23 protein-coding genes are annotated in these 25,836 nt (G+C 41.9%); 15 read left to right on the top strand and 8 right to left on the bottom strand.

Annotated elements, in window-relative coordinates; all coding sequences use genetic code 11:
• The first annotated feature begins 2 nt into the window (after nucleotides 1-2).
• The 4 genes from ilvA to can all read left to right on the top strand — a co-directional run bounded on the left by ilvA (nucleotide 3) and on the right by can (nucleotide 4,583).
• Entirely contained in the window at nucleotides 3-1,544 is a 1,542-nt protein-coding gene (ilvA, locus tag ACH784_RS16520; protein ID WP_404392045.1) for a threonine ammonia-lyase, biosynthetic, read from the top strand.
• A gap of 77 nt (nucleotides 1,545-1,621) precedes the next feature.
• Nucleotides 1,622-2,704: an ABC transporter substrate-binding protein gene (locus tag ACH784_RS16515; protein ID WP_404392043.1), complete on the top strand. Its 1,083-nt coding sequence runs from the start codon at nucleotides 1,622-1,624 to the stop codon at nucleotides 2,702-2,704.
• A gap of 25 nt (nucleotides 2,705-2,729) precedes the next feature.
• Entirely contained in the window at nucleotides 2,730-3,917 is a 1,188-nt protein-coding gene (locus ACH784_RS16510) for a methyltransferase (RefSeq protein WP_404392041.1), read from the top strand.
• 9 nt (nucleotides 3,918-3,926) lie between these two features.
• Nucleotides 3,927-4,583: a carbonate dehydratase gene (can, locus tag ACH784_RS16505; protein ID WP_404392039.1), complete on the top strand. Its 657-nt coding sequence runs from the start codon at nucleotides 3,927-3,929 to the stop codon at nucleotides 4,581-4,583.
• Nucleotides 4,584-4,637: 54 nt separating this feature from the next.
• Here the strand turns inward: can and ACH784_RS16500 are convergent, their stop codons facing one another.
• Nucleotides 4,638-4,910: an accessory factor UbiK family protein gene (locus tag ACH784_RS16500; RefSeq protein WP_138477818.1), complete on the bottom strand. Its 273-nt coding sequence runs from the start codon at nucleotides 4,908-4,910 to the stop codon at nucleotides 4,638-4,640.
• Between the two features lie 151 nt (nucleotides 4,911-5,061).
• Between ACH784_RS16500 and rep the strand changes: the two genes are divergently transcribed.
• A complete protein-coding gene (gene rep, locus ACH784_RS16495) occupies nucleotides 5,062-7,077 on the top strand; it encodes a DNA helicase Rep (protein ID WP_404392036.1) in 2,016 nt (671 codons plus the stop codon).
• On the opposite strand, the gene ACH784_RS16490 is transcribed toward rep, so the two are convergent.
• The 3 genes from ACH784_RS16490 to elbB all read right to left on the bottom strand — a co-directional run bounded on the left by ACH784_RS16490 (nucleotide 7,066) and on the right by elbB (nucleotide 10,998).
• On the bottom strand, nucleotides 7,066-9,633 hold the full coding sequence (locus tag ACH784_RS16490) for a diguanylate cyclase domain-containing protein (protein ID WP_404392034.1): 2,568 nt from the start codon (nucleotides 9,631-9,633) through the stop codon (nucleotides 7,066-7,068). The two genes, rep and ACH784_RS16490, sit on opposite strands and share 12 nt — an antisense overlap.
• A 155-nt stretch (nucleotides 9,634-9,788) precedes the next feature.
• Nucleotides 9,789-10,181 (bottom strand): c-type cytochrome, encoded by a 393-nt coding sequence (locus tag ACH784_RS16485; protein WP_404392032.1) that lies wholly within the window; start codon nucleotides 10,179-10,181, stop codon nucleotides 9,789-9,791.
• 166 nt (nucleotides 10,182-10,347) lie between these two features.
• Nucleotides 10,348-10,998 carry an isoprenoid biosynthesis glyoxalase ElbB gene (elbB, locus tag ACH784_RS16480; protein ID WP_404392030.1) on the bottom strand — a complete coding sequence of 217 codons (651 nt, stop codon included), beginning with the start codon at nucleotides 10,996-10,998 and terminating at the stop codon, nucleotides 10,348-10,350.
• Between the two features lie 418 nt (nucleotides 10,999-11,416).
• Here elbB and polA point away from each other — a divergent pair, with 418 nt between their 5' ends.
• The 3 genes from polA to ACH784_RS16465 all read left to right on the top strand — a co-directional run bounded on the left by polA (nucleotide 11,417) and on the right by ACH784_RS16465 (nucleotide 15,755).
• Entirely contained in the window at nucleotides 11,417-14,164 is a 2,748-nt protein-coding gene (gene polA, locus ACH784_RS16475; protein WP_404392028.1) for a DNA polymerase I, read from the top strand.
• Between the two features lie 476 nt (nucleotides 14,165-14,640).
• Nucleotides 14,641-15,210 carry a YceI family protein gene (locus ACH784_RS16470; protein ID WP_404392026.1) on the top strand — a complete coding sequence of 190 codons (570 nt, stop codon included), beginning with the start codon at nucleotides 14,641-14,643 and terminating at the stop codon, nucleotides 15,208-15,210.
• 26 nt (nucleotides 15,211-15,236) lie between these two features.
• The gene (locus tag ACH784_RS16465; RefSeq protein ID WP_404392024.1) at nucleotides 15,237-15,755 is read left to right on the top strand and encodes a DUF1285 domain-containing protein; all 519 of its coding nucleotides are present in this window, start codon (nucleotides 15,237-15,239) and stop codon (nucleotides 15,753-15,755) included.
• A gap of 5 nt (nucleotides 15,756-15,760) precedes the next feature.
• Here the strand turns inward: ACH784_RS16465 and yihA are convergent, their stop codons facing one another.
• Nucleotides 15,761-16,423 (bottom strand): ribosome biogenesis GTP-binding protein YihA/YsxC, encoded by a 663-nt coding sequence (gene yihA, locus ACH784_RS16460; RefSeq protein WP_404392022.1) that lies wholly within the window; start codon nucleotides 16,421-16,423, stop codon nucleotides 15,761-15,763.
• A 307-nt stretch (nucleotides 16,424-16,730) separates the two neighbouring features.
• On the opposite strand from yihA, the gene ACH784_RS16455 reads away from it, so the two are divergent.
• From ACH784_RS16455 to ACH784_RS16430, 6 genes are all read left to right on the top strand, one after another.
• Entirely contained in the window at nucleotides 16,731-17,363 is a 633-nt protein-coding gene (locus ACH784_RS16455) for a c-type cytochrome (RefSeq protein ID WP_404392020.1), read from the top strand.
• A 654-nt stretch (nucleotides 17,364-18,017) separates the two neighbouring features.
• A complete protein-coding gene (locus ACH784_RS16450; RefSeq protein WP_404392018.1) occupies nucleotides 18,018-18,659 on the top strand; it encodes a class I SAM-dependent methyltransferase in 642 nt (213 codons plus the stop codon).
• Nucleotides 18,660-18,674: 15 nt separating this feature from the next.
• Nucleotides 18,675-19,268 carry a Der GTPase-activating protein YihI gene (gene yihI, locus ACH784_RS16445; RefSeq protein ID WP_404392016.1) on the top strand — a complete coding sequence of 198 codons (594 nt, stop codon included), beginning with the start codon at nucleotides 18,675-18,677 and terminating at the stop codon, nucleotides 19,266-19,268.
• Nucleotides 19,268-19,783 (top strand): DUF2489 domain-containing protein, encoded by a 516-nt coding sequence (locus ACH784_RS16440; RefSeq protein ID WP_404392014.1) that lies wholly within the window; start codon nucleotides 19,268-19,270, stop codon nucleotides 19,781-19,783. Before yihI ends, ACH784_RS16440 begins: the two co-directional genes overlap by 1 nt.
• A gap of 110 nt (nucleotides 19,784-19,893) precedes the next feature.
• Nucleotides 19,894-20,541, top strand: coding sequence for a hypothetical protein (locus tag ACH784_RS16435; protein ID WP_404392012.1), 648 nt, complete (start codon nucleotides 19,894-19,896; stop codon nucleotides 20,539-20,541).
• Nucleotides 20,538-21,212, top strand: coding sequence for a hypothetical protein (locus tag ACH784_RS16430; RefSeq protein WP_404392010.1), 675 nt, complete (start codon nucleotides 20,538-20,540; stop codon nucleotides 21,210-21,212). Before ACH784_RS16435 ends, ACH784_RS16430 begins: the two co-directional genes overlap by 4 nt.
• A 448-nt stretch (nucleotides 21,213-21,660) precedes the next feature.
• On the opposite strand, the gene ACH784_RS16425 is transcribed toward ACH784_RS16430, so the two are convergent.
• From ACH784_RS16425 to hslR, 3 genes are all read right to left on the bottom strand, one after another.
• The gene (locus tag ACH784_RS16425) at nucleotides 21,661-23,199 is read right to left on the bottom strand and encodes a phosphoenolpyruvate carboxykinase (RefSeq protein ID WP_058031243.1); all 1,539 of its coding nucleotides are present in this window, start codon (nucleotides 23,197-23,199) and stop codon (nucleotides 21,661-21,663) included.
• A gap of 261 nt (nucleotides 23,200-23,460) precedes the next feature.
• Nucleotides 23,461-24,306 carry an Hsp33 family molecular chaperone HslO gene (gene hslO / locus ACH784_RS16420; protein WP_404392008.1) on the bottom strand — a complete coding sequence of 282 codons (846 nt, stop codon included), beginning with the start codon at nucleotides 24,304-24,306 and terminating at the stop codon, nucleotides 23,461-23,463.
• Nucleotides 24,307-24,316: 10 nt separating this feature from the next.
• Nucleotides 24,317-24,781 carry a ribosome-associated heat shock protein Hsp15 gene (hslR, locus tag ACH784_RS16415; RefSeq protein WP_404392006.1) on the bottom strand — a complete coding sequence of 155 codons (465 nt, stop codon included), beginning with the start codon at nucleotides 24,779-24,781 and terminating at the stop codon, nucleotides 24,317-24,319.
• 158 nt (nucleotides 24,782-24,939) lie between these two features.
• Between hslR and gspC the strand changes: the two genes are divergently transcribed.
• Nucleotides 24,940-25,833, top strand: a complete 894-nt coding sequence (gene gspC / locus ACH784_RS16410) for a type II secretion system protein GspC (RefSeq protein ID WP_404392004.1) — start codon at nucleotides 24,940-24,942, stop codon at nucleotides 25,831-25,833.
• Nucleotides 25,834-25,836: the final 3 nt, after the last annotated feature.

Here is a 25,836-nt window from a genome sequence, read left to right as displayed (position 1 = left end):
TCATGGTGGCACAAGAACTCGATTACTTTCGGGCCATCATCCAAGCGGATATGGCTCCGCTTGCGAAAGTCACAGAGGTCAGCGAGCTGACCTCGCTTAGCAAGCAACTTAACCAGCAGGTGTTTTTAAAACGCGAAGATCAACAACCTGTTTATTCATTTAAATTACGCGGTGCTTATAACAAGTTGCGTCAGTTACCTAAAGGCACAAAAGTGATCACCGCGTCTGCGGGTAATCACGCCCAAGGTGTGGCGCTGAGCGCGGCGCATTTAGGTCATCAAGCGACCATAGTGATGCCCGTTACAACGCCTGATATCAAGGTAAACTCAGTACGTAATCTTGGTGGTGAAGTGGTTTTACATGGCCATAATTTTGATGCCGCACAAGCTCATGCCTATGCGCTGACTGAACAGCAAGGCGCGGTATTTGTGCCGCCGTTTGACGATCCAGATGTGATCATCGGACAAGGCACTGTTGCTCGTGAATTAATGCAACAATTACACAACCTCGATGCGGTATTTATACCTGTTGGCGGCGGTGGTTTGCTTGCGGGAATGGCGGTGTATATCAAGTCATTACGACCAGACATTAAAGTCATCGGCGTTGAGTCAGCAGAAAGCGCTTGTTTAGATGCGGCGCTGAAAGCCGGTGAGCCAGTTGAACTTGAGCAAGTTGGCAGCTTTGCAGACGGTGTTGCGGTAAAGATCATAGGCAAAGAAACCTTTCGTTTAGCGCAAAAGTTCTGTGATGAAGTAGTGACTGTGAGCTCAGACGAAATCTGTGCTGCGGTGCAAGATATCTTTGTCGCCACACGTGCTATCGCCGAGCCGTCAGGTGCGTTGGCCACTGCGGGCTTAACCAAGTGGAGCAAACAATGTGGTCAAACAGGGCTTAAACTCGCTGCAGTTTTGTCGGGTGCTAACCTAAACTTCGATCGCTTACGTTATATTGCTGAGCGCACCGCGTTGGGTGCAAAAAGTGAGGCACTTTTTGGTGTCACGATTAAAGAAGAAAAAGGCAGCTTCAAGCGTTTTTGTCATGCTTTAGGTGGCAGAGCTATCACTGAGTTTAATTACCGTTATGCTGGTGAAGGAGACGCACAAATCTTCGTAGGCGTTGGCTTGCGTGGTGGGCAGCCAGAGTTAGATGAGGTTAAGTCAGTACTGCAAACCAATGGTTATGGCTTTGAAGACCTTTCAGATAACGAACTAGCAAAATTGCATATTCGTTATATGGTGGGGGGCAAACCGCCAGTACCATTGAATGAGCACCTTTTCCGATTTGAGTTCCCTGAATATCCAGGAGCATTGGCTCGTTTCTTAGAGACCCTTGGCAGTGAATGGAATATCACCTTATTTCATTATCGCAATCATGGTGCGGCAGAGGGCAATGTGCTTGCTGCGTTTGATATTGCACCAGAGCAGCAAAGTTTATTTAACCTGCATCTCGCTAAGTTAGGGTATAAGTATTGGGACGAGACTGATAACCCGTGTTTCGCTCAGTATTTACAGAACCAAGAGCTTGAACAGCAGCAGGCGAGTTAATAGTTAATTGCTTGCAAATCACCCTTGTTTTTCTATAGTTTAGTCATCCTCATTAATTAGAAGAACAAGGGACTTTCATGCTCAAACGGTTTAGCTTATTCAGCTTACTGTTACTTTTTCTCCCCTCAGCCATTGCATTAGAGTCAGTGGTGCTGCAACTTAAATGGACGCACCAATTTCAGTTTGCGGGCTATTATATGGCGTTAGAAAAAGGCTTTTATGAGCGTGCAGGCTTAAATGTCTCTATTATCCCCGCAGATATTGAAGATCCTGACACACATTTTAAAGTCCTCTCAGGGCAAGCACATTTTGGTGTGACTCACTCAGGTATTTTGGCCGACCGTTTACAAGGCAAACCACTAGTGGCAATCGCTGCGATTTTGCAATCGTCTCCTTATTGTTGGATGGTACAAGCGGATAGCGATATTTATAACCCCGTCGACTTTAAAGGAAAGCGAGTTAGCCATTTAGGAGTCGCAGAGTTGATGTTGATGTTAGAGCAAGCGGGTGTAAGTAAAGATGATGTGTCGCTATACGCTGGTTTTGAACCCATTGCTGATTTTAAGGCTGGCAAGTTTGATGCGCTGCAAGTGTATACCTCAAATGAGCCATTTGAAATGCAGCAACAGGGGATTGAGATAAGACAAATTTGCCCAAAACAATATGGGCTCAATTTATACGCTGACATCTTGTTTACCAGTGAGAATGTATTACTACACCGTCCAGAGCTTGTTGAAAAATTTAAACAAGCAAGCCTGCAAGGGTGGCGCTATGCCATGTTGCATCTACAAGAAAGTATTGAAGTAACGCATCGAAAATATGCCACACATAAGAGCGTTGAACAAATTGCCTATGAAGCTGAAAAGCTGCGCCCTTATATTGCTCCGCCTGGGGTGACCATTGGTAATATGTCAGACTTACACTGGCGCTGGATTGGGCAGATATATGGTTTAGATATGGCACAATATGATGCCGTGAGAGATCGATTTATATACAAGCTAAAATTGCCAGAAAATATTTTGCCATGGTCGTGGATGTTGATAGCTGCATGTGCCCTTACCCTGTTTAGTATTCCGTTATATCTGCATCTTATTTTTAATAAAAAGCGCCGTTACAAGCTGAATGAGTCAGCACAAGAAAATGAAAACGAGGTAGAATAGCGGTTTTTCGGGTCGGGGAAGTGTAGTGCCGTTATCGTCTTTATTTACTCAGCTAGATCATTGCTTGCAGCAGACTCGTGCCTATTGGCAGCGTGTGGCTTTTGATTACAGCGAATTTCCTTGGCACGATGAGCAATTAACGCAATTTCTAAATGAACTCAGTGATGAGCAAGTGCGAGAATTAGACGCTGATCAAACTCGCCTGTATGAAGTGTTTGCTGATTTTATTCCCGCCGTTGCTGAGTTATCTAAACTCACTTACTTACCTTATGTCGAGCAGCAAAGAGCCGATTTGCCTTTTTGGCTTAGTAACGGCATTAAAGGTCGTAAATTACTGCAGCTACAAGATTTCGTTTCACACCTCGATAATGGTGAGCAGCCAGTTTTAGAATGGTGTGCAGGGAAAGGGCATTTGGGCCGTATCTTGGCGCATCAAGGGGCACAGCATGTACAAAGTGTCGAATTACAAGCTAACTTGTGTGAACAAGGGCAGCATAGCGCAAAACAGCAGGGGTTAAACATGCATTTTCGCTGTGCGGATGTGTTACAAGACAATACCGATGACTGCTTTAGCCAGCAACAACATGCTGTGGCTCTCCATGCTTGTGGGCGTTTGCATCAGGTTTTTATGCAGCAGGCCATCAAAGCAGAGTGTGACAAAATCAGTCTATCGCCTTGTTGTTATCACTTGTTTACCGAGCCAGCTCATGAGGCCATGAGTACAGAGGGTAAACAAAGTGCATTGCAATTGAGCCACAGTGATATGAAATTAGCGCTGCAAGAAACCGTCACGGCTCCGAGTCGGGTTACAAGGGTACGACAAACAGAAGTCACTTGGCGCTTGGGTTTTGATGCATTACGCCGAGAGGTAACAGGCGTAGAACCTTATGTCAGTGTGCCTTCAATTAATAAACAAATATTTTCTGGTGAGTTTGCTGACTTCTGTCAATGGGCGGCGGAGCAAAAGCAAGTAACCTTACCTGAGTCATGTGACTATCAGCATTATCTGCGCTTAGGTGAACAAAGAAAGAAAATTACCGACCGTATTGAATTAGTCAGGCATGTATTCAGACGAGCCATTGAATTATGGCTGGTCTTAGATAGAGCATTGTATTTACAGCAAGCGGGTTACGATGTGCAACTTACTGAGTTTTGTGAAAAGTCTTTAACGCCGCGCAACATTCTCATTCAGGCAAATAAAATAACAAATTAAGGCCAAATTATGTGTGAACTCGACCATTTACTTAAAAACAATCAAGCTTGGGCAGAGCGCACACAAGCTAAAAACCCCGAATTTTTTAGCAAGCTAGCTGCGCAACAAAAGCCTGAATATCTATGGATTGGTTGTTCTGATTCACGGGTACCCGCGAACGAAATTGTTGATTTAATGCCGGGTGAGTTGTTTGTGCATCGCAACGTCGCGAATGTGGTGGTTCATACCGATCATAACTGCTTATCAGTGATGCAATACGCTGTTGAAGTATTAAAGGTGAAGCACATTATGGTCGTTGGTCATTACGGTTGTGGTGGTGTACAGGCTGTATTAGATGAAGCCCGTTTTGGTTTGATTGATAACTGGCTAAGGCACGTTGCCGATGTAAAAGAAAAGCATCAAGGGCTCTTGTCTAGTATTGAGGAGCAACAACGCTGTGCGGCCTTGTGTGAGTTGAATGTTATTGAGCAAGTGCGCAATGTATGTTTAACCAATGTGGTGCAAGACGCTTGGCAGAGAAAGCAGGAGCTTACAGTACATGGTTGGGTGTATGGTTTAGAAGATGGCTTGTTGAAAGCGCTCAACTCACAAACTTGCCATGGCAGTGAAGTGGACCAAATGCATCGCCAGGCGGTAGAACATATCGCTAAGCGTTATCTCAAGTAAGTATATGAAAGTAAAAAGGAGCGACTAGGCTCCTTTCTCAATTATAGGATTGGCTTATTCCGCCTTATCCGCTGGATCTTGCTCAGCAAGTTTAGCCTCAAGTTGGGCAACTTTTTCTTCTAATTGCATCAGCTTTTCACGGGTTCTGATCAGCACTTGTGATTGAATATCAAACTCTTCACGGCTGACAAAATCCATCTCAGTTAACTTGTTCTGGATAGCTTGCTTGGTTTTCGACTCGAAAGTCTCTGCTAGAGTTTTTACACCCTGTGGCATGTTGCTAGAAATCTGCTTGGCGATCTCTTCAATTTTAGCTGGGTTGATCATGATTGATTACCTGATATGGAGGCGATTAATTAAACTTACGCCATAGTAGCAAATTCGGTTTAGTTTCGGCACCTTTCTAGATCAAATGAGTTCTAGAGACTCACTAGCCTTTACGATAGAATTATCGCCCCAGAATTTCGGACCTGCCAAAATGAAACTCAATCCTAAACAAGATGAAGCGGTTAAATATATCAGTGGTCCTTGCCTCGTTTTAGCGGGTGCAGGCTCAGGTAAAACACGCGTAATTACTAACAAAATTGCTTATCTTGTGCAACATTGCGAATACCAAGCAAAAAACATTGCAGCGGTAACTTTTACTAATAAAGCTGCAAAAGAAATGCGTGAACGAGTAAGCCAAACCCTTGGCAAGCAAGAGGCAAAAGGTTTATGGGTTTCTACGTTTCACACGTTAGGTTTAGAGATCATCAAAAAAGAGCTTAAAACACTGGGATTTAAACCGGGCTTTTCACTTTTTGACGATCAAGACACCCACCAACTTTTGGCAGAGTTGACCGAAAAAGAATTAGATAGAGATAAAGACCTTCTGAATTTGCTGAAGATGCAAATTGGCAGTTGGAAGAACGAACTTATTTTGCCTGAGCGCGCTATTCGCGAAGCCCGTGAACCGCAGAAAGCTTTGTTCGCACAACTATATGCCCGTTATGCGGTGCAATTACGTGCATATAACGCGTTAGATTTTGATGATTTAATCATGATCCCAACTTTACTGTTGGCGCAAAATCCAGATGTAAGAGACCGCTGGCAAGCGCGTTTTCGTTATTTGCTGGTGGATGAATATCAAGATACCAATACCAGCCAGTATCAGTTGGTGAAATTACTGGTGGGTGAGCGTGCGCGCTTTACCGTGGTAGGTGATGACGACCAATCGATTTATTCTTGGCGAGGAGCAAAGCCGCAAAACCTAGTTTTACTGTCAAAAGACTTCCCTGGTTTGCGCCTGATTAAATTGGAACAAAATTACCGAAGCGCGGGACGAATTCTAAAAGCCGCGAATATTTTGATCGCCAATAACCCCCATGAATTCGATAAGCAGTTATTCAGTGAGCTAGGGTATGGCGACCCAATTCGAGTGATCGCCACCAAAGATGAAGAACACGAAGCAGAGCGCGTGGTAGCCGAAATCATCTCTCATAAGTTTATGAAACGCACTAGCTACAAAGATTATGCCATTTTATATCGCGGTAACCACCAAGCGAGGGTGTTTGAAAAAGCCCTGATGAGTAACCGCATTCCTTACAAAATCAGTGGTGGCATGTCGTTCTTTGCACGTAGCGAAATCAAAGACATCATGGCGTATTTACGCTTGTTAGTGAATCAGGACGACGACAACGCATTTTTACGTATTGTGAATACGCCAAGACGTGAAATCGGCCCAGTTACGCTTGAAAAGCTAGGTAGCTTAGCTAACGAAAAACACATCAGTTTATTCGAAGCATGTTTTGAACCTGAATTGGCTAGCCGATTAGCGGGGCGTGGCTTTAATGCATTGATGGGCTTTGCCCGTTGGGTGGTTGAGCTGTCAGACAGAGCAACGCGCGGTGATACACTTGAAGCGGTGAAAGACATGGTACGTGAAATTAATTATGAAGCGTATTTATATGAATCATCACCTAGCGCAAAAGCAGCAGAAATGCGTATGAAAAACGTCTCAGAGCTATATCGTTGGATCACCGATATGTTAACCGGAGATGCTGATAACCCACCGATGACCTTACCCGAAGTGGTCAGTAAGCTGACACTTCGCGATATGTTAGAACGCAACGAAGAAGAAGACGACAGCGATGCCGTGCAGTTATTAACGCTGCATGCCTCTAAAGGTTTGGAATATCCGCATGTCTTTATGGTAGGTATGGAAGAAGGCTTTTTACCGCATCAAACCAGTATTGATGAAGATAACGTAGAAGAAGAGCGTCGCCTTGCTTACGTGGGGATCACCCGCGCGCAGCAAACTTTAACCATGACGTATGCGAAAAACCGCCGTCAGTTTGGCGAAGTTTCAACACCGGAGTTGAGTCGTTTTGTGCAGGAGCTGCCACAAGATGATTTACAAATAGAAGGTCAAAAGAAAACCGTACAATCGCAACAAGAACGCATGCAATCAGGTCAAGCACGCGTTGCTAATTTACGTGCCATGTTAAAGCGATAAAGGTTCAGTTGGCAGCTCTAATAAAGCATTGCCACGAGTATCTTTATCGTAGTTAACTTGCTTACCAAAGAATAATTGCAAGCCGTGATTTTCCAGTAAGGTCCTGAAATTTAGAATGGCAGGGCCTTTGGCAATCACTTTGCATTGACGCATCTTAGTCACTGCCAACACGCCTTGTAGTTGCACTTCGTAACAGGGTTGTTGTAAAACGCGTTTACTAAAAGTTGAACTCAATAATAAATATTGAAAGTCAATTTTGCTGAGTAGCGTTAAATCGCAACGATCTTTACCAAAATCATTAAGACCTACAGAAAACTCCATATGAGTAAGCGTTTCTAGGTTTTGAAGTTGCGTGCTAGATGCAAATCTGAGCTCTTCTTCACTGAACAATAAGCAAACATTATGGCTATGCTGCTTTAGTAAATGGCATAAGTGCGAGAAGTTATCGCTTTCTAGGACGACTGCAGCACAGCTAAACAGCAGCTCCTGGTGATGTGTTTCACTCAAAATAAGTGTTTTCTTTAAAAGAGAAAACTCAAGGTCAAGTAATTCGCTTTTCTCAGCGGTAAACTTTTTCAACACATCAAAACTGGTGCTGCCTAAAATAGGGTGATTGCCAAATATCTCTAACAGCTCTAGCTGCACTTGATTACTTGAGAAGTCGATGACATCAGTTGATCTAAAGTGCGTTGTTAAACTGCTTAAGTTATGTTGTTCAGTTTCTACTTTGTTCGACGATGTGCCAGCTGTTAACAGTGGATGATAAAACTCATAGCGACCTTTGCCTGCATTTTTAGCGTAATACATGGCTGCATCGGCATCGCGAATAATTTCGTCGATATGCTGATAACGTTTATTTGAATAGGTAATACCTATACTGGCGCCGCTGTAAACGGTTTGCCCTTTCATTACGAAAGGCTGCTGCATCACTTTAATAATGCGTTTAGCGACGTCTTCAGCTTGCTGTTTATCACTGAGGTGATCTAATAGAATTACAAATTCATCACCGGCAAGACGCGCTAATAAATCATGATCTCGAATACACTCAGAGAAAGCTTTGCTCACCCAAATTAAGAACTGATCACCGGCTTGATGACCTAATTCGTCATTAATATCTTTAAATTTGTCTAAATCTATAAAGAGTACTGAGAAATTATAATCAGGATGCCTTTGGTATTTATTCAGTGTCTTTTCTAGCTGGGTTAAGAACAAGCTGCGGTTCGGTAAGCCAGTTAACGGGTCGTGATGTGCGTCATGATAGAGCTGCTTTTCAATTTTCTTGCGCTCTTCAATTTGCATTTGCAGGTGTAAATTACTTTGCTGTAACGCCTTGGTTTTATCAGCGACACGCTGTTCTAATTGTTGGTGGCTTTGTTTCAGTGCCTGATTCGCAAGATGTGTTTGTAAAACTGACGCTATTTGGTTTGAAATAAACGAAATCAGTTCAAGATCTTCGTGCGTAAATTCATACTTGTCGTCGTATGCTTGGCAGGCAATTAAACCAATAACGCCATTGGCGGTTTTGAGCGGGGCGCCCATCCAACTGCTGGCCGGTTTGATAACATCAGATTCTTTACGGATAACAATTTGTTGTTTTATTAGTTTTTCAGCGCGCTCTCGGTTAATCAGTTGACTGCGCTCTGTACTAATCACGAGTTCGCTGTAGCCATTGGCAAATGGACGCGGTAAATACTGACCGACTTCATCAACACAATACGGGAAGCTTAGCCAGCTAGATTCTTTATCATAGAGTGCAATGTATAAGTTATCGGCAAATGTGATCGAGCGAATAATACGATGTACTTGTTTGTATACATCATCAATATCAGTAAATTGCGTAGCAAGTTCTGATATCTTGAAAAGAATTTGTTGCCGTTCTAGTGCGCGTTTTCTACTTTCGATTTCTTTATTTAAAGCCTCATTACTTTGCATCACAGCACGGGTGCGTATTTTTACTTCTGACTCAAGTAGTTCACGTTTTTTTACGCGCTCGATCGCTGTGCCTAGATAAAGTGAAATAAATTCAAGTAATTCGACTTGTTGCTCAGTATATGAAAGAGTCTTGTCATAGCTCTGAGTAACCATTACACCAATAATATGTTTGTTTTGGCGGATCGGCACCCCTAGCCAATGTTCGGCAGGAGAGCCGAGTAGCTTGAACTGTCCTTCCTGACTTAAGCGGCTCATTTCTTGTTTATCAATATGAACGGTTTTGCCTTGTCTAAAGGTAAAACCGGTTACCCCATCAGAAAAATGATGTGACTCTTGAATTGGTACAGCAATGCCGTCTTTTTCATCAACAAAGTAAGAGAGCTCTAAAGTCTGGGTGTATTGATTTTGCAGCACAACATAAAAGCTGTTACTGGGTAGGTATTGTTTAAGAATATCGTGAATAGCCGGGTATAGCAGAGTTAGCTCAGCAACCGTGTTTGCTAGCTCAGACAATTGTATGAGAGCATGCTGTAGTTGGTTTCGCTGTTTGTATTTCTGTAAGAGCTTGTTTAGCTTCTTATTCTTATACTGAAGGCGATTGGCTAAAAATGCGGGATCTTCCAATGATTTTACCCAATTATTATTAATCTTGCTTATTTATTAGACGTATAATTCCACTTTTACAAGTGTCGGTCAAGCTTAAAGTCTTAGGGAGAAAAGGGAGAGATGAGAAAAATTAAATTACAATGAGGGGCTAAAAAGCCCCTCATTAAAAAGTATTACTTTTTAGTCATGAAATCGATTGCTGCTGCAATCTCATCATCAGAACAGTCCATACAAGTACCGCGAGGTGGCATTGAATTAAAACCGTTAATTGCATGGTCTAGTAAAACATCACGGCCTTTAGTAAGACGTGCAGCCCAATCATCAGCTGTTTTTGGCGCACCTAATGCACCAGTACCATGACAACCAAAACATGATGCTTGATATACCTGCTCACCTGTACGAGGACCTGTTGGTGCAGCAGCCGCTGCTGGTTCAGCACCCGCTAAATAAACTGAACCTACTGGGGCTAAGCGTTTTTTAATCGCTTCTTCAGTTAAAGCGTTATCAAAAGGTTGTGCGTAAACAGTTGTTGATAGCAATAATAAAGCTGCTGAAAGTTTTTTCATTTGTCTTGCTCACTTCGTTGGTGATGTGCTCAATCACGATAGATGACGGAATAATCACGCGATTATAACGCCACCTATTGATTTATAAAACGTTAACTTGGCAAATTAGACTAAAAATTGATTATTTTTTGCGTTAACGCAATTTTGCTGGCTTGAGCAAAGTGGATTAAGCCAGCTCTATCAGTTTGTTCATGGCTTTTTGAATGCCAGCTGACGCCTCTGAAATAGACTGGGCAAGCATATAAGCAGGCGTACTAATTACCTTTTGTGCTTCATCAACAACAATGTCATCAACATGACAGTTAACATGCTCAGCACCAAGCGCAGACATAGCAGCCGCGGTATCTGCATCATTACCTATGGTTGCCTTAATACCTTTATTATGGATATGACCAACCAGTGCAGGTGCAATGCAGACATAAGCAATAGGTTTCTTTTGCTGATTAAATGCTTCACAAGTTGTTTTTAATGCAGCAAGAATAGTTGACTTACCACCTTTAAACGCGAAGTCACTTAAGTTTTTTGCCACGCCAAAGCCTCCAGGGATCGCGAGTGCATCAAAGTCATTTGCATTAAGCGTATCAAGGTCCTGTATTTCACCACGTGCAATACGTGCAGCTTCAACAAGTACGTTGCGTGTTTGGTTCATTTCTTCGCCATTTAGATGATTAACCACATGGTGTTGATCAATATTAGGTGCAAAGCATTGGTAACTTGCTCCTGCCATTTCTAAATGCAACATAGTTAGAACAGACTCATGGATCTCAGCGCCATCGAATACACCACAACCACTCAAAATTATCGCGACTTTCTTCATGGTTTTTCCTTCTTAAAAGTTGATAAACCTATTTATATTGAAAGTAGTGTATGTTCAGATCAAAAAATTATAAAGGATCTTGTTTGATCTCTGATCAAATCTTGGTAGTATGTCCGCCCGCTTTGGAAGAGTGGTAAAAATAACAGCAGCACAAAGTGCTAATAAAATAGCTTTTCCACATTTCGCTTTATTTTTCTGTTTAAGCGCTAAATGTCAAAACTCTTTGAAATCAATGGTTTCAAGGTGCATTTTTTGATCCTAAAATTTGTTGTTTGAATATTTGCATCTTTATCTACAAAGTTATCCACAGATTATTCTGGATTGAATAGGCTTTATCTGGACATAATTACTCGAGTTATCTGTTTGCTTATGGCATCCTTACTGAGTTTTTAAAAGTTCATTTAGGATCCACTAAAATATGTCTCAGATCCCCGAAAATCCTTTGATCTTGGTCGATGGTTCTTCTTATTTATTCCGTGCTTATCATGCTCCACCGCACTTAACTAATTCAAAAGGTGAAGCGACGGGTGCCATCTATGGTGTGATCAATATGTTGAAGAGCCTGGTCAGGCAATTTAACCCGAGCCATATGGTTGTGGTATTTGACGCCAAGGGTCCGACATTTAGAAATGAAATGTACAGCGAATATAAAGCGCACCGTCCGCCAATGCCTGATGATCTGCGTACGCAAATTGAGCCGATCCATGAGATCATCAAAGCCATGGGTTTACCTCTAGTTAGTATCACAGGCGTTGAAGCCGATGATGTGATTGGAACCTTTGCACGCATTGCGTCTGAGCAGCAACGTCATGTGCTGATCAGCACGGGTGATAAAGACATGGCTCAGCTAGTGAATGAGCATGTCACCTTAATTAATACCATGACTGATACCGTTCTCGATCCACAGGGTGTGGTTGATAAATTTGGTATTGGTCCTGAGCTTATTATTGATTATCTTGCCCTGATGGGTGATAAGGTCGATAACATTCCAGGCGTGCCTGGTGTGGGTGAAAAAACTGCACTGGCTATGCTGCAAGGTATTGGTTCTATTAAGTCACTCTATGAAAGATTGGATGACATTGCAGGTCTTGGTTTCCGTGGTTCTAAAACCATGGCTAAAAAGCTAGAAGAACATAAAGCGCAGCTAGAGCTGTCTTATGAATTAGCGACCATTAAACTAGACGTTGAAGTTGAACAAAACCTAGAGACTTTCGCGATTGCTGACATGAATAAAGATCGTTTGATCGAACTTTATGGACAATGTGAATTTAAGCGTTGGCTCAGTGAATTACTTGACGGTAAAGAAGCGCCTAAAACTGCAGCTGAGCAAGCACAGCCTGAAGCGAAAAAAATCGAAGCACATTACGAAACCATTTTAACTGAAGCACAGTTAACTACATGGGCCGAAAAGCTTAAAAGTGCTGAGCTTATGGCATTTGATACAGAAACGACGAGCTTAGACTACATGCAAGCCGACTTAGTCGGTATGAGCTTTGCGGTAACAGAAGGCGAAGCCGCTTACTTACCGATTGCACATGATTACATGGGCGCGCCGGAGCAACTTTCGAAAGAGTTAGTATTCAAAGTGCTAGGCCCAATTTTAGCTGACGACAGTGTGAAAAAAGTGGGCCAGAACCTTAAATACGATAAGAGTGTATTAGCCCGAGCCGGCTTAGAACTCAATGGTATCGCTTTTGATACTATGCTCGAGTCTTATGTATTTAATAGCGTGGGCACACGTCATGATATGGACTCGTTGGCACTAAAATATTTAGGTCATAAAAATATTAGCTTTGAAGAAATTGCCGGTAAAGGTAAAGCGCAACTGACCTTTAATCAAATTGAGCTAGAGAAAGCTGCACCTTACGCCGCAGAAGACGCAGACATCACATTGCGTTTGCATAATCAGCTCTGGCCTATGCTGAAAGCGCAATCAGAGCTGCTCCCTGTATTTAACGAGATTGAGCTACCGTTACTATCTGTGTTATCAGACATCGAACGTACCGGTGTGAAAATCGATAGCCAAATGTTAGCAGAGCAAAGTGTTGAAATCGCTGCGCGCCTGACTGAGCTTGAAAAAGAAGCGTACGAGATTGCAGGGGAAGAATTTAACTTAAGTTCGACTAAGCAATTACAAGCGATCCTATTTGACAAGCTTGGCTTACCGATATTGAAGAAAACCCCTAAAGGTGCCCCTTCAACGGCTGAAGAAGTACTGCAAGAATTAGCGCATGATTATCCGTTGCCAAAACTCATTATCGAGCATCGCGGTTTAGCTAAGCTTAAATCTACTTATACTGAGAAGCTGCCTAAGCTTGTGAACCCTGAAACGGGTCGTGTACATACCTCTTATCATCAGGCTGTGACCGCAACAGGTCGATTAAGCTCAAGCGATCCTAACTTACAGAATATTCCAATTCGTAACGAAGCTGGTCGTCGTATTCGTCAGGCATTTATTGCCGATGAAGGGCACGTGATCTTGGCGGCGGACTACAGCCAGATTGAATTGCGTATTATGGCGCACTTGTCACAAGATGCAGGTTTATTGAAAGCATTTGCTGAAGGTAAAGACGTTCACAGTGCAACGGCTTCAGAAGTATTCGGTGTAGCGCTTGAAGAGGTCACCTCGGATATGCGTCGTAAAGCAAAAGCGGTTAACTTTGGTTTGATCTACGGCATGAGTGCGTTTGGTTTGGCGCGTCAACTAGACATTCCGCGCAATGAAGCACAACATTATATGGATAAGTATTTTGAGCGCTTCCCGGGTGTACTTGAATATATGGAACGTACGCGCGAAGAAGCGGCTGAAAAAGGCTATGTCGAAACGCTATTTGGTCGTCGCTTGCATTTGCCAGATATCAAGGCAAGAAATGGCGCACGTCGCAAAGCGGCTGAACGTGCAGCGATCAACGCACCAATGCAAGGTACTGCGGCTGATATTATTAAAAAAGCCATGCTGAAAGTGGCGGAATGGCTAGCTACACAAACGACTAATGACATCAAACTACTTATGCAAGTACACGATGAATTAGTATTTGAAATTGCGAAAGATAAAGTTGAATCGTTTAGTGAACGCATTTGTTCTTTAATGAGCGAAGCGGCCAGTTTAGATGTGCCATTGTTAGTTGAAGCTGATTACGGCGACAACTGGGAACAAGCACACTAATTAGCTTGCTAGAACTTTAAAAAGAGGCTTTTAGCCTCTTTTTTTATGTCTGCAGAAAATAGAGCAATTAAGTTAGTACTCAGATATAGCGGGGCTTACAAGTGCTGTAAAGTAAAAAAAGCGTAAACTTAGACAACAGAATGTTTAAAAAATATCAAATTGGCCTAAGTTTTGCTTTTTGGCATTTATTTTTTTGTATCCATTTGTTACAGTGCGCGCGTCCTCATCCTGTAGGACATCCTGTTGATGATGTATCTCTCGCAAGAAGATACAGAGTATTGATAGCTTCTCCCCAGAATTGCTATAGCGGCCCTCCTAGTTTTCGAGGGCCGTTTTTTTCTTCACTACTTTAATTCTTTTTAATTCCTTCATAATTCCTCGACAGTTACACTGTACCTTTCTGACCTTATTTGCGAAATCGGTTTTCAAATTCATACCGTAATAGTTTTAATACATAATTTTAGATAGGACTCGTCATGCTTAAACCTTTACTTCTTTCTCTGTCTTTATTATCGACTCAAGCATTTGCCGCATGGCAGCTAGATAATGATGCAAGCCAATTGAGCTTTACATCTATTAAGAAAAACAGCATTGCTGAAAACCATCATTTTGAAAAACTTGCAGCGCAGATAGATGACAATCAATTAAGTATGGTCATTGAGTTGGCGAGTGTTGAGTCGCTGATCCCTATTCGTAATGAGCGCATGCAAAAGATGTTGTTTAATGTTGCACAATTTCCAAAAGCTGTGATTGAAGCCGATTTAGCGCCGTATTTAGGCAGCTTAAAATTAGGTCATCAAGTACTAAAATCAGTACCTGTGACACTTAATCTGCATGGTCAAAAGCAACAGCTCATGTTAGACCTTGTGGTTGTGCAAACGGCAAGGCAATTAATTGTTAGCCCGTCTAAAGCCGTTTTAGTGAATGCCGCTGATTATAAACTTGAACATGGTATCGAAGCGCTGCGCAAAATTGCAGGGCTAGACAGCATTGCGAAATCTGTACCTGTGACCTTTAATTTGGTATTTAACCAGCAAGATTTTTAGTTATCACGAGCACCGGTTAGATAGAAATGCAAAGCCTGAATGAATTACAAGCGGCGTTACTGACGCCGCACGCGCCAACCGAAAAATGGCCACAACAAACTTGCAGTAGCGGTGATATTCGCATTGATAAAGAAGGGCGTTGGTACTACCAAGACTCCGAAATTAAAAGGCAGGCACTTTGTCGGTTATTTGCCAGTGTATTGCAGTGTCAGGACGGTGTTTATACCGTTACAACGCCTGCAGAACAATGTGAGGTCGATGTTGAAGATGTGCCATTTATCATTATTGGTTGGCGAGTAATAAGTTCAGAGCAAGGTAATGTGATTGTGTGCCAAGATAACCTTGAACGAGAATGGCCAATATTGGGTGAGTTTGAAATCGAAACTCGCTTATATCAAGGACAAGAGGTGCCTTATTTAAAGCTGAACTATGGCCTGGCGGCAAGAGTAAACAGGGCGGTTTATTATCAGTGGGCAGAAAACGCTGAGCAAGATGAAAAAGGTCTCTATCTTAACTCAGCGGGACAGACATATTATCTGACTTAACGTACTTATTCAGAGTCTGGCTGTGCAGGCTCTGACTCTGTTTCAACGTCATCTTCAGGCTTATAAGGGCCTAAATACCAGTCATCAAGTTTCCAAGCTAGCTCTTTTAAGCCAATGCCTTTCAATGAAGAGAAGGCACATACGGTAATGTCTGCGTCGAGTTCAGCTAATTTCTTTTTAACCTGAAGCACTTCGGCTTTACGCTTACCTTGCTTTAATTTATCCGCTTTAGTTAGTAGTGCTAATACTGGGATTTCTGAATCGACCGCCCAGTTAATTAAATCCATATCTAAATCTTTAAGTGGATGGCGAATATCCATGAGTACAACGATGCCTTTAAGACTCTTGCGCTTTTGTAAGTATTCACCCAGCGCGCGTTGCCACTTTTTCTTCATCTCAAGAGGGACTTTTGCAAAGCCATAACCTGGTAAATCGATTAAACGTTTATCTTCTTCTAATTCGAAGGTATTAATAAGTTGCGTACGACCTGGTGTCTTACTGGTTCTTGCTAGCTTTTGATCGGTCAGTGCATTTAATGCACTTGATTTACCCGCGTTCGAACGGCCAGCAAATGCGACCTCAATACCAGAATCAATTGGTAGACGGCTGATATCTGGTGCACTGGTAATAAATGTGGCTGCTTGGTATTTCATGCGTGACTTGATCACGGGCTCTCCTGACAGATTGAAGATATTAATTAGACTATTTTATACCAGTTAGTAATTTGGCAAAAGCAAGCATTTACACTTCATATAGTGACTAAAGTGGCTTTTTATTGATTTTTAAAATTAATCTAGGTCAAAACCCTATAATTTATAAGTCTAATATGAGTAGAAAACGTGCCAGAAAAAATTAAATCGTGTAGAATAGCCAACTAGCAAAGTAAAAATAGCATTGATTTTTCCCTAGCAACCCTGAAAATAGGTGTTTCAATCGCTAGGTATTAATTACAGGGTCGGAAACAGAGAATTTACCATGAAAAAAATAGCATTAACTTTAACAATGTTGCTTGGTAGCTTGTCAGCGAGCAACGCACTAGCATTTGATGGCAATGCCGAAGCAGGCAAAGCGAAGGCTGCTACTTGTGCCGCGTGTCATGGTCCAGATGGCAACGCACCTGTAAACATTTATCCAAAAATTGCAGGTCAGCACGCTGATTACATCTATAAGCAATTAAAAGAGTTTAAGCTAGGTATGACGTCTGGTGGTAAAGAAGGTCGTATGGATCCTGTAATGAGTGGTATGGCTATGCCGCTTTCAGATCAGGACATGAAAGACCTAGCTGCATACTTCTCTACGCTTTCTATGAGCGCGGGTACTACACCTGAAGATGTTGTTGTAGCGGGTAAGAAGCTATATATGTCTGGTGATGCTGAGCGTGGTATTCCTTCATGTGCAGCGTGTCACGGTCCACGTGGTAACGGTACATCACTGGCTAAGTTCCCGAAAATCTCTTTCCAACATCCTGAATATATCAAGTCACAACTTGTTAAATTCCGTGATGGCACACGTAATAATGACATGAATGGCATGATGCGTGATATCGCGAAGAAATTAACTGATAAAGATATTGAAGTACTTTCTAAGTACTTAGGTGGCTTACACTAATCGCTAAGCTACTAAAGTAGTATGGTTTAGTTATCTTTCTGATAATAAACTATATCTCAGTCAAAAAGGCAGCCTTGGCTGCCTTTTTTGATCCTCAAATCCTTGCTAGACAATCTCCATTCGGTTTGTAAGACATTTGCCATAGTGGTATGTGAGTTATTACTTAAATTTATCTTATTTATATACGTAAGTTGTTGTTTTTATTTTGATCTTATAAATGGAAATAAGATCTTTTCAAAAAAAAGGTTATTAACCAGTTGTAACAAAATCATTAAGGAGTAGATTACTACGTGTTGCCAAGACAACAAAACAAAATGGAAACACCGCAACTGGAAGCGTAGGCAGCAATAGTTAGTACTAACTTGGTACTCTATGGATGAACAAGAAAGCGTTAGGAAGACCGAAAATAATAAATAGTCTCATGGAAGTATAAAATAAAAACAATATGGACTATGTACGGAAGCAATAATAAAAATACGGATAGTAAATAAAAATAATAATAAGGCTTAAAAAAGTCGAAGGGAGAAGTGTCCAAGTTTGTGACGCTCAGATTAGATAGGCGGTAGAGAGTAATCTCTGCCGCCTTTTTATTTGTGCCGCGATGCTTTGCTGGTACAATAGCCGACCAATTTCAAAGTCGGTATCTTATTTATCATGTCAGTATGTGGTTTATGTGGCTCAGATGAGTTACAGCCTTATCACCAAGATAAACGTCGCCGTTATTTACAATGTACGCAGTGTGCACTTGTGATTGTTGATGAGCGAGACCGTTTATCTCCTGAAGATGAAAAAGCCATCTACGATACTCACGAAAATAGCTTACATGATGAAGGTTATCGTCGCTTTTTATCACGAGCATTTGAACCCACAGTAGAAAGGGTACCTTCACACAGCAAGGGCTTAGACTTTGGTTGTGGGCCAGGGCCTTTATTGGCAGAAATGTTCAAAGAAGTAGGCTTTGAAATGGCTTGTTTTGATTTGTTTTATGCAAATGAGCCAGAAGTGCTGACTAAAACGTATGACTTTGTGACGTGTACCGAAGTGATTGAGCATCTATCTCAGCCAGGCGAGGTGTTAGCAAAATTGTTATCACTACTCGATGCTGGCGGTCCTTTGGTATTGATGACTAAACTGATTATTGATCAAAATCGGTTTGCTCAATGGCACTATAAAAATGATTTAACCCATATCGTATTCTTTAGCCGTGAAACATTTAATTATGTTGCGGCGCACTTTGACTGTCAGGTTGAATTTATCGGCAATGACGTCATTGTATTAACTAAGTCGAAACAGTAACGACAGAGAAGATTTATGACTAGAAAGAAGAAATCACGTAAGGTAGCTCAAACGGGCACCCCGCGTTTAAGTAAAGAAAAGCTATTAGAGCTACGCGCTCTAAAAGACCAGCGCAAGAAAAAGTCTAAGGGCGCCAAAGCTGGGTCGCGTAATGCACCAGAGGCACTGAAAGAAGATAACAAGGCGGTTGCAAACTCAGGAAATAAAGATAAGCGTTTAGGTAGTAAAAAGCCTATCAGTTTGAAACCTGAAGCGGCTAAGCCAGAATCTGAAGCGCCGAAGATGATGCGCCACTTAAAACCTCAGGTTGAGTTAAAAGAAGTGAAGCCATCTCTCACTCCTGAGCAAGAATTAGAGCAGCTAGAGAATGATCCACGCCTCATGAAGTTATTAGAGCAGCATGAACGTGGTGAATTGATCACAGGTAAAGATGCGAAGTTCTTTAATCGCTCAGTCGCACGTCACCAAGAGCTGTGTGAGCTATTAGGTATTGATGATGAGTTTGAAGAAGACGATATCATTGAAGATGATCCGTTAGAAGCCTTCATGTCAGACGATCTGGCAAGTGAATGGTTTGATGATGACGATGAAGAGGATGATTACAAGTAATGGCAACAGAGTGGATCATTGCACTGGTTATTGGTGCACTTATTATTGCCGGTTTGTCTTTTTATGCAGGAAAGCTAATCTGGCAAGTAAAAGCGCAAAATGCGTTAATTGAAAAGAAGCGAGCAGAGTATATTGCTGAGCAAACGAAAAAGCGTCAGGAGCGTAATGCTAAGCTTGCAGACAGCATTAATCTTATTGCTAAAGCAATGAAAGAAAAGCAGTGCGAGTATTCTGAAGGGTGTTTGCGTATTTGGGTGTTAATCTCTCAGTATGGCTTTGAGAAAGAAGTTAACCTAGAAGAAACTTACTCGGGCATTCATCAAATGTATGAAGTGGTAAAAGATATGCCGACGCACGATGCACGTAAGAAGTACTCTAAGAAAGAAATCTTCAAAATGGACACTGAGCGTTGGCGTGCTGAAGAACGTCTTGAGAAAGACATTCTTAAAGACTGTGAGCAGCTAGTCAGCGAGTTCCAAGCTTTACCTGGCAGTGAGAATGTAGTGTTTCAGTAATCACTATTAAAAAGAAAAAACGCGACCAAGGTCGCGTTTTTTGTGCTTGTTCAATTAATGACATAAAGCAGCGATAACGTTAAAATCAAAGAAAAAATAAAAGCATAAATATGGATCATTTAACTCGCGTTTATCATTTTCGTTATCTTCGACAGTTGCTTGAAGTAAAGCGCTTTTTAAAAGTTAACCCCAGTCTTTTACCAGCTGTAATCTACTTAGTTTCAAGTGGGGCTGGTCTGTACTATCTGACGTGTTTGTTGTCTCACTTTGGCTTTGATGGGCTAAAACATATTGGGCTCGGTGACTTTCTTACGATTATTTTTTCAAGCTTTTGGTTACTCGGAGCATTCGTTGCCTTTCTGGTGCTATTCGCCTTCTTTATCCCTATAGATCGTGCTTCTTCAAGTATTCAATTTTTATCTATTGGCAAATTTATGAGTGCCATGAATCGGCCATTCTTGAAAGTCCCTGCTTTATATGGTTTTAGCTCTTCAGTAATCGCGATTTTTTTTAGTGCAAATATTTTGGCAGAGAGTCAAGCAAGCACCATTAAACACACAAAGTCTGATTTAGTCGAAGTCAGTTTTAACTATCCTGTGAATTGGCTAGGTAACACGATAACAAAATTAAATGCAGTAAAAGTGGTGGCCAGTACAAGTCGGTATGTGTTTATTTACCATCCAGATACAAAAAAATCGGTAGTGGTACCTCTGGGAAATATCGCTACTATTTTTAATGTGAAGCAGGGGGAAGAATGAATCGGATCACAACTGATGAAGCGTACTTCGCTTGGTTTAAATCTTCATTAGAAAAAAATAAAGCTTTTTTCTATGAGCACCCCAGTGTGTTGTTGTCCACAACTTATCTGGCGCTCAGTTTCTCAGGTTTAATTTATCTCTATGTACTTGGGCGTGGCGTTGGCGTGGATATTATTAAATATCTAGAGCTCGTGGACTTTATTATGGCTTTTCTAGCGACTCCAGCCATCTTGTACTCAAGTGTAGTGGCATTGATCACCTCGCTCGTTACGGCATTGCTCATCAACCGTCATAATAAAAAACAAGTTAAGTCAAAAGTTCAGACTGAGGGCTGGAGAAGTTGGTTAGAGACGTACCGAATGTGCTACAGGGTAAACCCTCTTTACTTAATCTTATGTACTATTTTAATTCTACCAAGCATTTATTCAATCGTAGTTGCTGATTTGGATGCAGAGCAAATTCTTTTGGGAAAAGGAAAAACATATCAGGTTGACTTGGTAAATCCAGTATCAATTCATGAGCAACCCAAGTTTCGTTTTGACCATTTAAAGTTAGTCACAGAAACCGAGCGGTTTAGCTTCTTTTATTCTGAAGAGTTAAAGCAAGTTTTGCTGATTACTCGCGATAATATGGCCAGTGTGCAGCTTGCTAGTCAGGGTTATGATAACTAGTCATAGCTTCTTATCGTTGTCTCTTTGTAGAGGTACATTGAATTGGGTTTGTTGTCAGTATGGAGTCTATCTAAAGTAGATGGTGTCAGTTGTGTCGAGGGCTAAAAAAGGAAATACAAACCCGACATAAAGTCGGTGCTACCGAGGGTATCGAGCCTTTTTCTGGGGGAGGCTTACCAAACGTTTAAGCTAACTGTTAGAGCGACGTAATCAATGCCCACTGAGCTATATCTATGAAGCTAATATGTTTATCTTGGTTGATATGGGGAGAGGCCATATTCGTCAACGACTGCTCATTAGACATTTCTTCAGCAGGGCGTTTTTCTTAACAGTATGCTCAGCCGTTAATTTTAAACTTACCCAAATTAAGTCGGTCAATATGCTGTATTTCTGGCACAAAAAAACGCCCAACGAGGGGCGCTTTTGATAAAGGAATTGGTTTTGCTAATTAGCCACGAGGACCAGCTTGCTTAATCGCTTCTGATACGTCGTACTTCTCAAAGTTAGCTTGGAAGTCAGTTGCTAATTTAGCTGCGTACTCAGCGTACTTCTCTTTATCTTCCCAAGTATTGATTGGGTTAAGAAGTTCAGTTGCAACACCTGGTACTGCTACTGGTACGTCTAGGTTTAGTGACTCGATGTGTTGAGTTTCAACATCAGCAAGGTTACCAGATACGATTGCATCAACAACAGCACGTGTTGTAGGGATGTCAAAACGCTTACCGATACCGTAAGGACCACCAGTCCAACCTGTGTTAACTAGGTATACTTTCGCGCCAAACTCACGTACACGCTTCATTAGAAGCTCTGCGTAAACGCCAGCTGGACGTGGGAAGAATGGTGCGCCGAAACAAGTTGAGAACGTTGACTCGATGTCAGACGTTGAACCGATTTCAGTTGAACCTACTTTCGCAGTGTAACCACTTAGGAAGTGGTAAGCCGCAGCTTCTTCAGAAAGTACAGATACTGGAGGTAGTACACCACTTACGTCACATGTTAAGAATACAACTGCTTTAGGCTCACCAGCACGGTTTTCAACTTTACGCTTTTCAACGTGCTCTAGTGGATAAGCTGCACGCGTGTTTTGCGTTAGGCTTGTGTCGTTAAAGTCTGGTACACGATTTTCATCTAGTACTACGTTTTCTAGAATTGTACCGAACTTGATAGCGTTCCAGATAACTGGCTCGTTCTTTTGCGAAAGGTCGATACATTTAGCGTAACAACCGCCTTCGATGTTAAATACGCTGCCTGGTGCCCAACCGTGCTCGTCATCACCGATAAGGAAACGAGTTGGATCTGCTGATAAAGTAGTTTTACCAGTACCAGAAAGACCGAAGAATAAGGCTGTATCGCCTGCTTCACCAACGTTTGCACTACAGTGCATTGGTAAAACACCTTTTGCTGGAAGAAGGAAGTTCTGAACAGAGAACATCGACTTCTTCATTTCACCGGCGTAATGCATACCTGCCAGTAGTACTTTGCGCTGTGCAAAGTTGATGATAACTGTACCATCGCTGTTTGTGCCATCACGCTCTGGGTCACATACAAATGAAGGTACATTTAAGATCTGCCACTGAGGTAAATCTGATGCATTGTATGATTTAGGTTCAATAAACATGTTCTTAGCGAAGATGTGGTGCCACGCTGTTTCAGTTGTTACTACAACTGGAAGGTAGTGTTCAGGATCTGCGCCTACTTCAAGGTGAGAGACGAAGTGGTCATTTTCCTGTACGTGTGCTTCTACACGTGCCCATAGCGCATCAAACTTTTCAGCATCGAAAGGACGGTTAACATTGCCCCATTGGATTTCAGTTTCGGTGCTTGGCTCTTTAACGATAAAACGATCACTTGGTGAACGACCTGTACGACGGCCAGTTTTAGCTACGAAAGCTCCATTTGCGGCTAAAGTCCCTTCGCCACGGCTAATTGCGTGTTCGACAAGTTCAGCTGCAGTTAAATCGACAAAACGAGTAGCGCTTGATGTCATGTTATTACCTAAATGTGAGAATTGAACGGGATAGCTCTGAGTTCTTAATACTCTTAAGCTGAAATTATAGTAACAGATGAAATTGAGATATTCGAGCCTTTGGACAGGTTAAAAAGGCATAAATTTGGTAAAAAACTTGAATAATTTCAATGATACCGGTGTCATAAAAATAGACGTTTAAATGACACCGGTATCATTTTTTAGACATAAAAAAGCCGTCGTTTTGACGGCTTTTTCGAATGTGATGAGTCAATACTACTTTTAGTTAAAAATAGCCTTGATATCTTGCTCATCAAATCGATAATTTTTCAGGCAGTAGTGACAGCTAATGTTTACCTCGCCATCTTCGGCAACTTGAGCAAGTAACTCGTCTTGGCCAACATTTACTAATGCGTTGATGGTTTTGTCACGGCTACAACCACATACAAAGTTAATTTCTTGTGGTTCGAATAACTGTGGGTTGTCTTCGTGATATAGACGCGTTAGAACTGTTTGCGCATCTAGATCTAACAACTCTTCATCTTTAATGGTGTTGCTAAGCGCTTCTAGATGGGTGAAGTCTTGCTCTGACTTCTCTTTATTTACAGGTAATACCTGTAAAAATAGACCCGAAGCTTTCACTGAGTCACCCGTTGTTCTCGTTGCGAACCATAGGCGTGTTTTTAATTGCTCAGATTGCTTAAAGTAGTCTTCTAAGCATGCAGCTAAACTATCTGAAGTTAAAGGTACGATGCCTTGGTAACGTTCTCCCTTAATTGGAGTGATAGTAATTACCATATAGCCTGTGCCCATCAGATCTTGCACACTGTTACCGGTTATTTCGCCTTGTAAGCGGGCTATACCACGCATGTTTTGTTCGTGGTCACCATTGATAACAGCGTATTTAACCGGGCCGTCTCCTTGCAGTTGAACGGCAATGTCACCTTCAAACTTGAGTGTCGCGGTTAACAGGCTTGTCGCTACAAGTAACTCACCCAATAATTGCTTTACAGGTTCAGGGTAGTTGTGTTCACCGATAATGTCGCTAAACGTTTGTTCAATTTGAACCAGCTCGCCGCGCACGTCTAACTGGTCGAAAATATAACGGTGTAATAAATCTGATTGCATTTATAAAATCCTAGCTTGATTTTAACTTTAACAATTCGCGTCGTTGTTTTTTGTCCGGCTTAGTATCCGGACGCGGCGCAAAAAAGCTGTTGTTCTTTCTAGCGATGGCATTTTGCTCTCGCTTTTCTATGCTATGTTCAGCTTCTTCATATAATAGCTGTGCAAGCGGGGCGGCCTGACGTTTGTCATAAACCTTTAAAATCGTCACTTCCTTTTCCTCATAACCTTGAGCAAGGTTAACGGTTGCACCAACTTCAACCGTTTTACTGGGTTTACAGCGCTGGCCGTTATAGTGTACTTTACCACCTTGGATCATTTCTCGAGCAACGCTGCGAGTTTTATAAAATCGCGCGGCCCAGAGCCATTTATCTAAGCGTACTGCTTCTGTTTGGCTATTTTGTTCGAGAGATTGTTTTTTCACAACGAGAATACCATCAAGGATTGAGGGATTTGTGAGGTGAAATTTAACATACATTAGAGCCCAACAAAAGCGGGCGCTGTTCACCCTTCCTTCTATATATTGTGGTTAACCTCTTGTAAGACAAGTGTCACAAAGTTTCACATTTGCACGCTTGTTGAATTAATTTCGTCGCGGTACACTTGGCCGCTCAACAGAATAAGAAAAAGTCTCATATGGAATTACAATTACAACAGTTATCGAGCATATTTCAGAAGTTGCCTCATGCCAAACTCAGTCGTTTGGTGGTAGTACTGACTGTTGTTTATATTGCTTATTTATGTGCACAACTCGTTTGGCTATTTTGGCCACAACCGCAAAGTGCCAACCTTCCTCAATTAACCACTTCAATAAGCAGTAAAACTAATACAGTTAATACCCAAAGCATTATTCAACAAAACCTGTTTGGTGAGGCTAATGCAAAACCAGTTGCACCACCAAAACCTGTTTCGAGAGTATCTGATGCACCAAAAACAGCATTGAATGTGAAACTAACCGGTATTGTGGCGGTCAGTTTAAATGATACGGCTGGCTTAGCGATTATTGAGTCACAAGGTCGCCAAGAAACATATGAAGTAAAAGATGCAATTACGGGTACACGTGCTAAGTTAGCGCAAGTGTTACCTGATCGTGTTTTACTCGATGTTAATGGTCGCTTCGAAACTTTGATGCTTGATGGTCTTGAGTACACCAAGCAGGTGGCCATGCCTGTTGCAGGCCCAAGAGAGACGCGTGAGCCAACTAGAAAGCCGAGTATTGATAGGGCTGAACTTGCGCAGCGTCGCCAGGAGCTTTTAAAAGAGCCTGGGAAGATTCTTGAGTACATCAGAATCAAGCAAGACAGGAGAAATGGCGAGATCATTGGTTATCGTCTGAGCCCTGGTAAAGACCCCGAACTTTTCAAGAAAATGGGTTTGAAGAATAATGATTTAGCTATTGCAATCAATGGCTATCAATTAACGGATATGAGACAGGCGATGACCGCAATGCAAGAGCTTAGAGAAGCCACTGATGCCACTATTAGCATTGAGCGTGACGGTCGTGTAATCGACGTACAATTCAGCCTGTAAGCA

The organism is Pseudoalteromonas phenolica (assembly GCF_044788725.1).
Lineage (GTDB): Bacteria > Pseudomonadota > Gammaproteobacteria > Enterobacterales > Alteromonadaceae > Pseudoalteromonas > Pseudoalteromonas phenolica_C.
This window is presented reverse-complemented; position numbering and strand designations above follow the sequence as displayed.

Bases quoted from the DNA above. Each gene is read 5' to 3' on its own strand.
- ilvA (WP_404392045.1), top strand. From the start codon at position 3: ATGGTGGCACAAGAACTCGATTACTTTCGGGCCATCATCCAAGCGGAT.
- ACH784_RS16515 (WP_404392043.1), top strand. From the start codon at position 1,622: ATGCTCAAACGGTTTAGCTTATTCAGCTTACTGTTACTTTTTCTCCCC.
- can (WP_404392039.1), top strand. From the start codon at position 3,927: ATGTGTGAACTCGACCATTTACTTAAAAACAATCAAGCTTGGGCAGAG.
- ACH784_RS16500 (WP_138477818.1), bottom strand. From the start codon at position 4,910: ATGATCAACCCAGCTAAAATTGAAGAGATCGCCAAGCAGATTTCTAGC.
- rep (WP_404392036.1), top strand. From the start codon at position 5,062: ATGAAACTCAATCCTAAACAAGATGAAGCGGTTAAATATATCAGTGGT.
- ACH784_RS16485 (WP_404392032.1), bottom strand. From the start codon at position 10,181: ATGAAAAAACTTTCAGCAGCTTTATTATTGCTATCAACAACTGTTTAC.
- elbB (WP_404392030.1), bottom strand. From the start codon at position 10,998: ATGAAGAAAGTCGCGATAATTTTGAGTGGTTGTGGTGTATTCGATGGC.
- polA (WP_404392028.1), top strand. From the start codon at position 11,417: ATGTCTCAGATCCCCGAAAATCCTTTGATCTTGGTCGATGGTTCTTCT.
- ACH784_RS16470 (WP_404392026.1), top strand. From the start codon at position 14,641: ATGCTTAAACCTTTACTTCTTTCTCTGTCTTTATTATCGACTCAAGCA.
- ACH784_RS16465 (WP_404392024.1), top strand. From the start codon at position 15,237: ATGCAAAGCCTGAATGAATTACAAGCGGCGTTACTGACGCCGCACGCG.
- ACH784_RS16455 (WP_404392020.1), top strand. From the start codon at position 16,731: ATGAAAAAAATAGCATTAACTTTAACAATGTTGCTTGGTAGCTTGTCA.
- ACH784_RS16450 (WP_404392018.1), top strand. From the start codon at position 18,018: ATGTCAGTATGTGGTTTATGTGGCTCAGATGAGTTACAGCCTTATCAC.
- yihI (WP_404392016.1), top strand. From the start codon at position 18,675: ATGACTAGAAAGAAGAAATCACGTAAGGTAGCTCAAACGGGCACCCCG.
- ACH784_RS16440 (WP_404392014.1), top strand. From the start codon at position 19,268: ATGGCAACAGAGTGGATCATTGCACTGGTTATTGGTGCACTTATTATT.
- ACH784_RS16435 (WP_404392012.1), top strand. From the start codon at position 19,894: ATGGATCATTTAACTCGCGTTTATCATTTTCGTTATCTTCGACAGTTG.
- ACH784_RS16430 (WP_404392010.1), top strand. From the start codon at position 20,538: ATGAATCGGATCACAACTGATGAAGCGTACTTCGCTTGGTTTAAATCT.
- ACH784_RS16425 (WP_058031243.1), bottom strand. From the start codon at position 23,199: ATGACATCAAGCGCTACTCGTTTTGTCGATTTAACTGCAGCTGAACTT.
- hslO (WP_404392008.1), bottom strand. From the start codon at position 24,306: ATGCAATCAGATTTATTACACCGTTATATTTTCGACCAGTTAGACGTG.
- hslR (WP_404392006.1), bottom strand. From the start codon at position 24,781: ATGTATGTTAAATTTCACCTCACAAATCCCTCAATCCTTGATGGTATT.
- gspC (WP_404392004.1), top strand. From the start codon at position 24,940: ATGGAATTACAATTACAACAGTTATCGAGCATATTTCAGAAGTTGCCT.